A 9,419-nucleotide genomic window follows, 5' to 3' on the forward strand; every position below is an offset into this window, starting at 1 on the left:
GAAGGGGTCGGGGGCCGGTGGGGGTGAGCCCGGTCACGGGTCCGGTGTGCAGGAATGACGACGTCGGCGGGACCGGGCGGTCGGATCCGCGTTGCCGGGGAACTGCCAGCCTTCACCCCGGGTCCCTCCATGTCCGGGTCGTACGGTGGAACCACTTCATCGAGGTGCGAGCGATGAAGGTGCGAGTGATGACAGATCGAGGGCCCCGGACGGCGAATCCGGGGCCTTCGGTCACTCCCGGCCTCCCGTGCCGGGGGCCGGTGCACCCTCAGCGCCGGGTCAGCAGCACCAGCGTCTCGGCGTGGCCGGTCTGTGGGAACATGTCGAACACCTGCGCACGCGCCACCCGGTAGGACGGCATCGCCGTGAGGTCCGTGGCCAGCGTGGCCGCGTTGCAGCTGGAGTACAGCACGAACGGCACCCCCGACTCCTCGAGCCGGCCCGCCAGCTCGGCGCCGATGCCGCGCCGCGGCGGGTTCACGACGACGGCGTCCGGCCGCGTCCCGTCCGGCGCCGCCAGCGCCGTCGTCGCGTCGCCGGCGGTGAAGCGCACGCGCTCGGCCACGCCGAGCTCGGCGGCCGCCTCCCGCGCGGCCTCGATCGCCTCCGCGCTCACCTCGAGCCCCCAGGCCTCGGCGATGCCCGCGCCGCCCTCGGCCACCGGCCGCGCCAGGTGGAACGCGAAGCCGCCCACGCCGCAGTACAGGTCCCAGGCCCGCTCCACGGGCGTCCCCGCCTCTGCCGCGGCCTCGGCCAGCCAGGCCGCCGCCGTCGCGTAGAGCCGCCGGGTGATGCCCGTGTTCGTCTGGAAGAACCCCTGCGGGCGCAGCCGCAGCCCGATCCCGTTCAGCTCCATGCGCAGCGTCGCGTCCCCGGCCAGGTGCACCTCCTCGGGCCCCTCGGGCAGGGCCACGTGCTCGGGGTGCAGGTTCGCCGTCACGACGGCGGCCGGCGTGCCGAGCGCCGCGAGGGCCTCCCGCAGTGCGGGGACCTCGGGGCGCAACGCCTCCAGCCGGTCCGCCGAGCGCAGCACGAAGCGGACCATGAGCTCGCGGTCGGGGGAGCGGGTGACGATCACGTTCTTCAGCTCGCCGGTGCGCGCCGCCACGTCGTACGGCTCGAGCCCGGCCGCCGTCACCGCGCCCGCGATCGCGTGGAACGCCGCCTCCATGCCGTCCTCGTAGAGTCCGCAGTCGCGCAGGTCCACGCCCCTGCCGTCGTGGTGCCGCGGGTGCTGGCGCGGGTCCAGGATGCCCAGGCGCGGGGCCGCCGCCGTGCCGGTCACCACGAGCTTGGCCTTGTTGCGGAACCCGGACTCCGCCGACGCCGCGGGCGCCTCCCAGCGCGTGCGCCCGTCCGTGGCCTCGGCCAGCCGGGCGCGGACGGCCGCGTCCTTGTCCGCCAGCTGCACGCCGTACGGCACGCCCATGAGGGCACAGGACCGGCACTCGCCGGCGTCGAAGTGGGGGCACTGCATCGGGTCCGGGCCTCCGCTCAGGCCTGCGGGGTCGGGTCGAGCTCCGGGCGGTCCAGGCGCGCCGCCAGGTGAGCCAGCGCCAACTCGGCCGCCGTGGCCAGCTCCGGATCCACGTCCATCACCAGGGCGCTCAGCACCGGCTCCACCGCGGAGAGGTCCTTCGCCCGGGCCAGAGCGCCCAGGGCCGACGCCGCGGCCTCCCGCACCTGCGGGTCCGCGTCCGACGCGCGGGCCGTCACCGCCTCCACGAACGCCCGGCCCGCCTGGGCGTCCGCACGCAGCCGGTCGGCGCGGGCGGCCAGCACCAGCAGGGCCGCGGCGCGGACCTCGGGCTCGGGGGCGTCGAGCGCGGCCACCAGGGCGCCGGCCGCGCCACGGTGCCAGACCACGCCGAGGGCCAGGGCGCCGGTCGCGCCGGGGGTGAGCTCGCCGTCGTCGCCGATCAGGTCCCGGGCCGCACCCGAGGTGACGTCCTCCGGCGTGGGGGCGCCCGTCAGCAGGCGCACCGCCAGGCCGGCGACGGCGGCCTCACCGCGCGCGGAGACCGCCGCCTCCACGCGCCGGGCCAGGCGCGTGTGCGGGGTCTGCGGCTCGACGGGTAGGGGGAGGTCGCGGGAAGTCATGTCCGCCATTCTCCCGCACCGCCGGGGCGGTCGCAGGCCCGTCGTCCAACGGGCTCCCCTGCAGTGACCACCGTCACAGTGGAGGAGGTGGCGGTGATACGTTCGACTCATGATGCGTTCCGGTGCCCTGTCCCTCGACTTCCGGGCGGACAGCTTCGACCACCCCTCGGGTCTGGTGGACGCGGGCACCGCCATCGGCTGGATCGACAAGGTGGGCTACGCCGTCGCCGCGTCCTGGTCCGGGACCTACGTGCGCGCCCGCTACATGGGCACCATGCAGTTCCGCCACCCCGTCCCCGTGGACATGCGCGTCACCGTGCAGGGCCGGGTGGTCCGCACCCACGGCGCCGCGGTCCACGTCCAGCTCCGCCTGCTGCTGCCCGAGGTCCTCGACGACGACGGCCGCCCCGTCGTCTCCACCTCGACGCTCTCCGTGTACTACGCGGAGGAGGACGGCCAGATGCTCCAGGTGCCCGAGTGGACGCCCTCGACCCCCGACCAGATCGAGCGCGACGAGCGGGCGCGGGTGTCCAGCGTGAAGCGCCGCGGGATCGAGCAGGTCATGGCCCGGCTGCCGTTCCCCGAGCCCGGGCAGGAGCACGAGGAGATGACCACCCTCGCGTTCATCGCGCCCATGGCCGAGGCGTCCGTGGGCGGGACCGTGGCAGCCGGCGCCGTCATGCGCTGGCTGGACGAGGCGGCCGGCGTCTGCGCCGCCCGCTGGACCGGGCACGAGAACGTGGTGGCGGTGTTCGCCGGCGGCGTCCGGTTCGTCCGCCCCGTGAAGGTGGGCGACCTGGTGCGCGTGGACGCCCTGCTGGTCCACACCTCCGAGCGCTCCATGCACGTGGCGCTGCGCGTCCACGCCGGCCCCCGCCACCAGCGGGACCATCGGCTCGTCGCGCACTCGATCGCCGTGATGGTCGACGTCACACGTGAGGGCCGCGCGGAGTCCGTGCGCCCCTACGCCCCCGGGTCGCCGGCGGCCCACCGCCTGGAGGAGTCCGCCGTGGAGCTGGTGCGGCTGCGCTCCGAGGCCGGCGCGGTGTGGTCGGACCCGTCCTGACGGCGTCCCGGCCGGATCGCGGGCCCGTCCTGCTGTCCCCGCGGGGCGCGCGTTCGTAGACTGCGGGAATGGAGACCCCTCGCCCCGCCGCGCCCGCCCGTCAGGATTCCGTGGTGGGGTACGCCCTGCGGCGGGCCGCCGTAGCCGGGACCACCGCGTTCGTGGGCGTCCCCCTGGCCACCGCGGTGGCCGTGTCCGCGTACGACGCCTTCAAGCACCGCGGTCGCAAGCTGCGCCCGGCCGAGCGCCCCGGCACGTTCCAGGCCCAGGTCGGCCCGGACGCCCTGACCATCTACACCGCCGGCGACGACGTCTACGACGCCATGATCCAGGCCATCGACGACGCGCGGGAGACCGTGAAGTTCGAGACGTTCATCTGGAAGGACGACGCCACCGGGCAGCGCTTCGTGGACGCCCTGAACCGGGCGGCGGCGCGCGGGGTGCAGGTGTGGGCCTCCTACGACGGGTTCGGGAACCTCCTGATCCCGCCGTCGTTCTACCGGCAGTTCGACCCGCGGGTGCGGGTGTTCCGCCTGCCCGCGTTCGCCCGCCCGCTGTGGCGGGGCGTGGTCCGCTACAGCGGGTTCAACCACTCGAAGATCCTCACCGTGGACGGGCGCGTGGGATTCGTGGGCGGCTACAACGTGGGCGACCTCTACGCGGCGCACTGGCGGGACACGCACCTGCGTGTGGAGGGCCCGGCCGTCTGGGGTCTGGAGCACTCCCTCTCCGTGCTGTGGAACGAGGGCTACACGGACATGGCGGAGATGCCGTGGACGCGCCCGGAGGAGTGGGAGGAGCGCACCGTGGTGGCGGCGAACCTGCCCACGCAGCTGGTGTATCCCATCCGCAACACGTACCTGAACGCGATCGCGCGGGCGCAGGACCACATCTACATCTCGACGCCGTACTTCGTGCCCGACCGCCAGGTGCTGGACGCCCTCAAGGAGGCGGCCCGCCGCGGCGTGGACGTGCAGGTGCTGGTGCCGAAGGACTCGAACCACGTGGTCGCGGACTGGGTCTCGCGGGGCTTCTACTCGGAGATGCTGGACGCAGGGATCACGATCCTGCTCTACGCGGCGGGCATGATCCACGCGAAGACCGCGACGATCGACGGGCGGTGGGCCACCGTGGGCACCGCGAACATCGACCGCCTGTCCCTGTCCTTCAACTACGAGACGAACGTGTCCGTGGTGGACCGCGACTTCGCCGCCCGCATGGAGGACGTGTTCCGCGCCGACGCCGCGCGGTCCGAGCGGATCCAGTCGCCGCGCTGGAAGGACCGCCACGGCCTGGCCCGCGTGGTCGAGAAGCTCCTGGTGCCGCTGCGCCCGCTCATGTGAGCTGAGCCGCCCCCGACCACCCCGCTTTCGTTCGCAAAACGGACGGCGCGCCCTCCGGTTTCGTGTGTGAAACGGACGACGCGCCGCCTGCTTTCGTGCGTGACGTCGACGCCGGGTCGCACCGTGCCACCAGGGTGCGGCCCGGCGTCGTGGTGTGTGGCGTCCCTGTCACGCACGACAGTGCGCGACACGCCGTCCGTTTCGCGCACGAAAACGCTGGGCGGGGAGGGTCCGTTGCATACCCCCTTGGGTATGTACTACCGTCGCGTGCACATACCCCAGGGGGTATCTACCGAAGCCGGCTGAACGCCGTCGCCCCCGCACCATCCACGTCCCAGGAGGACCGCCATGCTGCTCGAGCGCATCTACGACGAGGACCTGTCCCAGGCCAGCTACTTCATCGGCTGCCAGGCGAAGAACGAGGCGATCGTGGTCGACCCCCGCCGCGACGTGCAGGAGTACCTGGACCTCGCCGCCCACCACGGCATGACCATCACCCACGTCACCGAGACCCACATCCACGCGGACTTCCTCTCCGGCACCCGCGAGCTCGCCGCCCGCACCGGCGCCCAGATCCACCTCTCCGGCGAGGGCGGCGAGGACTGGACCTACGGCTTCGAGGGCCACCTCCTCCACGACGGCGACACCATCCAGCTCGGCAACATCACCGTCCAGGCCATGCACACCCCGGGCCACACCCCGGAGCACCTGAGCTACCTGGTCACCGACGGCGCGTTCGCCGCGGCTCCCGGCTACTACCTCACCGGCGACTTCGTGTTCTCCGGCGACCTCGGCCGCCCCGACCTGCTGGACGAGGCTGCCGGCCTCCAGGACACTCGCTTCGCCGGCGCCACACAGCTCTTCCAGTCCCTGAAGGAGAAGTTCGTCAACCTGCCGGGCCATGTGCAGGTCTTCCCGGGCCACGGCTCCGGCTCCGCCTGCGGCAAGGCCCTCGGTGCCCTGCCCTCCACCACCGTCGGCTACGAGTCCACCTACGCCTGGTGGGCCGAGTACGTGGAGAACGACGACGAGCAGGGCTTCGTCGGCGAGCTGCTCGACGGCCAGCCCGACGCCCACGCCTACTTCGCCCGCATGAAGAGGCAGAACAAGCAGGGCCCGGCCGTCCTCGGCGAGCTGACCCCGCTGGCCGAGCTGACCGGCGAGCAGGCCGTGGCGCGCGTGTCCGCCGGCGACGTCCTCGCGGACACCCGCCCCGTGGACCAGATCCACGCGGGCACCGTGCCCGGTGCCCTGGCCCTGCCGGCCAAGGACAAGACCGCCACCCACATCGGCTGGGCCTACGACCCGGAGTCCGACGACGCCGCGATCATCCTGCTGGCCGACGCCCAGGACGACGCCGAGCAGATCCGCGCCCACCTGATCCGCGTGGGCGTGGACGCCGCGGACGCGTTCGTCACCTCCCTGGACGCCTTCGACCTGCGGCCCACCGCCGTCATCTCCCCCGAGGAGCTGGAGCGGCGCATCCAGGACGGTGGGGTCGTCCCCGCCACCGCGGACGCCGCCCCCGCCGAGGACGGCCTGGCCCTGCTCGACGTGCGCAACCGCACCGAGCACGCGGACGGCACCGTGCCGGCGTCGGACGACGCCGAGGCCGCCCAGCTCAGCGCGGGCAAGGTGCTCTTCCACCAGGACCAGCTGCCGAAGGAGGCGACGATCGTGACCTTCTGCCAGTCCGGCCTCCGCAACGTGGTGGCCGCCCAGGCCCTGCGCCGTGCCGGTTTCGACGTGGTGGAGCTCGACGGCTCCCACCTCGGCTGGCTGGGCCGGTCGCAGGCCTGATCCCCACCTTCCCGACCTCCGACTCCCAAGGAGCACCATGACCGTCAACGTCACCCCGATCACCCCCGCCGATCTCCAGCGCGAGCTGGCCCAGCACCCCGACACCGTCGTGATCGACGTGCGCACCCCCGGCGAGTTCGAGGCCCAGCACATCGCCGGCTCGTACAACGTGCCGCTCGATCTCATCCAGGAGCACGCCGCCGAGGTGGCGGCCCGCCTGGACGGCAAGGCCGTGCTCGTCTGCCAGTCCGGCAGCCGCGCCGGCACCGCCCTGGACCGCCTGGCCGAGGCCGGCTTCACCCAGGCCCGCGTGCTGCGCGGCGGCATCGGCGCCTACGCCCAGGCCGGCGGCAGGGTGTCCGGCACCGGCTCCCGCTGGTCCATGGAGCGTCAGGTCCGCATGACGGCCGGCTCCCTCGCGCTGGCCGGGGCCGTGGCCTCCCAGCTCGGGCCGAAGCGGTTCGGCCTGGTGCCCGCCGCGATCGGTGCGGGCCTGTCCTGGTCCGCCGTATCCAACACGTGCGCCATGGCCTCGGTGCTCTCGACGATGCCGTGGAACCGCCCCACGGAGCAGCGCTCCGCGGACCAGGTCCTGGGTGCGCTGCCGGGTGCCGACGCGGACGGGGCGCGCGGCTGATGGTTCCCCTTGCCCTCTTGGTGGTGCTGGCCGCCGTCGTCGGCCTGCTGCTGGGGCTGATGGGCGGCGGCGGGTCCATCCTGACCGTGCCGCTGCTGACCCTGACGGCCGGGATGGACCCCCAGGAGGCCATCGCGGGCTCGCTCGTGATGGTCGGGGCCTCCTCCCTCGTGGCGGCGCTCGTCCACGCGACGCGCGGGGCGGTGGCCTGGCGCACGGGCCTCACCTTCGGGGCGGCCTCCATGGTGGGCGCCCTGGCCGGCGGGTTCGTCGGCCGGGACCTGCCGGGGCCGGTGCTGATGGTCGGTTTCGCAGTGATCATGCTGATCAGCGCGGTCAAGATGATCCGTCCCCGCCGGAAGGGCGCCGGGCACGACGACGCCGCGCCCGTCCCGCTGGGCCGCGTCCTGCTGCAGGGCGTGGGCGTCGGCCTCATCACGGGTGTGGTGGGCGCGGGCGGCGGCTTCCTGATCGTGCCGGCGCTCGTGCTGCTGGCCCGGCTGCCGATGCCGGTGGCCGTGGGCACCTCGCTGCTCGTGATCGCCATGAACTCCGCCATGGGCCTCGTCAGCCAACTGGGCGCCACGGCCCTGGACTGGGCCGTGCTGGGGCCGATGGCGGCCGCGGCGGCGGCGGCCGGCGTCGTGGGCGTGGTGCTGGCGCACCGGGTGCCGGCGGCGGCGCTCAAGCGCGGCTTCGGCTGGTTCGTGCTGGCGATGGGCGTGCTCATCCTGGCGCAGCAGGCGCTCGAACTGCTCCCTTGACACCCCCGGGGGTATCCTTCCCCTGATCCCCGACTTCATCCCCGTGAAAGGACCCGCCGTGCGCACCGCCGACGCCGAGACCCAGCGCAAGATCCTCAACCGCCTCAAGCGGGCCCGTGGCCAGCTCGACGCCGTCATCCGTGAGGTCGAGGGCGAGGGCTCGTGCCGCGACGTGGTCACCCAGCTCTCCGCCGTCTCCACGGCACTGGACCGCGCCGGCTTCGCGATCGTCTCCTCCGCCATGAAGAACTGCGTGGCGGACCCGGAGAAGGCCCGCGAGGACGAGGGCCTCACCGTGGAGGAGCTGGAGAAGCTCTTCCTCTCCTTGGCCTGACCCCCGCTCAGACATCCCCCTGACCACTCGTCTCCGTCCGAAAGGAACCCCCACCATGTGCCGTCCTGCGACCTGCGACGTCTGCGGCAAGACCACCTGGGCCGGCTGCGGCCAGCACGTCGACTCCGTGAAGGCCTCCGTCCCCGCCGGCCAGTGGTGCGACGGCCGGCACACCCCGGCCGAGCAGGCCGCCGCCCGGAAGGACGCGCCCGCCCGGGGCGGCCTCCTGGCCACGCTGTTCGGCCGCTGAGCCGCCCGGGCGGCACGCCCGCCCGGCCCCGCATCCGACCACGACGACAGCGGGCCGCCTCCCCCGGGAGGGCGGCCCGCCGTCGTCGTCGGCTCAGTGCTCGCCGCGGTCCGGGCCCTCGCCGCGCTCCCGCAGCAGGTGGTCGGGCAGGCGGTTGCCCGGCGCCTTCGCGCGGATCTCCAGCAGGGTGCGGGCGTGGGCCCAGAGGGCGCGGTCCTCGTCGGTGACGGGCTTCCAGGCGGGCACGGGGACGGCGTCGCCGTGCTCGTCGCGGGCGACCATCACGGTGAGGCAGTTCGTGGTGAGCTGCAGGTCGTCGGTCTTGGGGTCCCCGGAGCGCACGTCCACGGCCACGTGCATGCCCTTGTTGCCCGTGTAGATCAGGCGGGCCTCCACCTCCACGAGGTCGCCGATATGCAGAGGCTTGAGGAAGCGGATGCCGCCGGAGAACACGGCCACCGTATCCCGCCCGGCCCAGCGCGAGGAGCACAGGTAGGCGGCGGTGTCGATCCACTCCATCACCGTGCCGCCGTGCACCTTGCCGCCCCAGTTGACGTCCGTGGGGGCGGCCAGGAAGCGCAGCACCACGCGCTCGGCGGTGCCGGCGTCGGTATGCCGCTGCGTCTTCATGGCGGCGGAGATCTCGTTGCGCACCGCGATCCGGGAGATCGCCCAGTCCCGCGCGAGCTCCTGCTCCAGGGAGCGCGGCACGAACTCGGGCACCGGCACGGGGCGCCCGTCCTCGCCCACGGCCACGAAGACGACGAGGCAACGCGCCGCCTCGGTGAGCTCGCCGGTCTTGGGGTCGCCGGAGCGGACGGTGGTGCTGATGTGCATGGACGAGGAGCCCGTGTGGAGGACGCTCGCGGTGACCTCCACCATCTGCCCGACCTCCACGGCCTGCCTGAAGTGGATGTTGCCCACGTAGACGGTCACGCAGTAGCGGCCCGCCCAGGCGGTGGCCGCGGCGAACGCCGCCTTGTCCACCCACTCCAGGACGCGGCCCGCGTCCACGGTGCCCGAGTGCCCCAGGTCGGTCGGGGCGGCCAGGAAGCGCAGGGTCACCTCGCGGCGGCGCTCGACGACGGGCGTGGCCGGCTCCGTCGGGGAGGCGGGGGCCGGCAC

The 9,419-nt window shown here is 73.8% G+C and carries 10 protein-coding genes; 7 read left to right on the top strand and 3 right to left on the bottom strand.

Features of this window, described 5'->3' with window-relative positions; translation table 11 throughout:
* Positions 1 to 268: 268 nt before the first annotated feature.
* Positions 269 to 1,477, bottom strand: a complete 1,209-nt coding sequence (locus MHY29_RS09345; RefSeq protein WP_239240548.1) for a methyltransferase domain-containing protein — start codon at positions 1,475 to 1,477, stop codon at positions 269 to 271.
* Positions 1,478 to 1,494: 17 nt separating this feature from the next.
* On the bottom strand, positions 1,495 to 2,100 hold the full coding sequence (locus tag MHY29_RS09350; RefSeq protein WP_239240551.1) for a HEAT repeat domain-containing protein: 606 nt from the start codon (positions 2,098 to 2,100) through the stop codon (positions 1,495 to 1,497).
* 109 nt (positions 2,101 to 2,209) lie between these two features.
* Between MHY29_RS09350 and MHY29_RS09355 the strand changes: the two genes are divergently transcribed.
* The 7 genes from MHY29_RS09355 to MHY29_RS09385 all read left to right on the top strand — a co-directional run bounded on the left by MHY29_RS09355 (position 2,210) and on the right by MHY29_RS09385 (position 8,294).
* Positions 2,210 to 3,166 (top strand): acyl-CoA thioesterase, encoded by a 957-nt coding sequence (locus tag MHY29_RS09355; protein ID WP_239240554.1) that lies wholly within the window; start codon positions 2,210 to 2,212, stop codon positions 3,164 to 3,166.
* A gap of 68 nt (positions 3,167 to 3,234) precedes the next feature.
* Positions 3,235 to 4,509 (top strand): phosphatidylserine/phosphatidylglycerophosphate/cardiolipin synthase family protein, encoded by a 1,275-nt coding sequence (locus MHY29_RS09360; RefSeq protein ID WP_239240557.1) that lies wholly within the window; start codon positions 3,235 to 3,237, stop codon positions 4,507 to 4,509.
* Positions 4,510 to 4,857: 348 nt separating this feature from the next.
* Positions 4,858 to 6,309, top strand: a complete 1,452-nt coding sequence (locus MHY29_RS09365) for a rhodanese-like domain-containing protein (RefSeq protein WP_224356129.1) — start codon at positions 4,858 to 4,860, stop codon at positions 6,307 to 6,309.
* Positions 6,310 to 6,346: 37 nt separating this feature from the next.
* On the top strand, positions 6,347 to 6,946 hold the full coding sequence (locus tag MHY29_RS09370; RefSeq protein WP_224356130.1) for a rhodanese-like domain-containing protein: 600 nt from the start codon (positions 6,347 to 6,349) through the stop codon (positions 6,944 to 6,946).
* Positions 6,946 to 7,710 carry a sulfite exporter TauE/SafE family protein gene (locus MHY29_RS09375; RefSeq protein ID WP_224356131.1) on the top strand — a complete coding sequence of 255 codons (765 nt, stop codon included), beginning with the start codon at positions 6,946 to 6,948 and terminating at the stop codon, positions 7,708 to 7,710. The genes MHY29_RS09370 and MHY29_RS09375 overlap by 1 nt, the downstream gene beginning before the upstream one ends.
* A 58-nt stretch (positions 7,711 to 7,768) precedes the next feature.
* Entirely contained in the window at positions 7,769 to 8,044 is a 276-nt protein-coding gene (locus tag MHY29_RS09380; protein WP_224356132.1) for a metal-sensitive transcriptional regulator, read from the top strand.
* A gap of 55 nt (positions 8,045 to 8,099) precedes the next feature.
* On the top strand, positions 8,100 to 8,294 hold the full coding sequence (locus MHY29_RS09385) for a hypothetical protein (RefSeq protein WP_224356133.1): 195 nt from the start codon (positions 8,100 to 8,102) through the stop codon (positions 8,292 to 8,294).
* Between the two features lie 93 nt (positions 8,295 to 8,387).
* Here the strand turns inward: MHY29_RS09385 and MHY29_RS09390 are convergent, their stop codons facing one another.
* Positions 8,388 to 9,419, bottom strand: coding sequence for an acyl-CoA thioesterase (locus tag MHY29_RS09390; RefSeq protein ID WP_370643500.1), 1,032 nt, complete (start codon positions 9,417 to 9,419; stop codon positions 8,388 to 8,390).

The sequence above is a fragment of the Micrococcus sp. ACRRV genome, assembly GCF_022346985.1.
GTDB lineage: Bacteria > Actinomycetota > Actinomycetes > Actinomycetales > Micrococcaceae > Micrococcus > Micrococcus porci.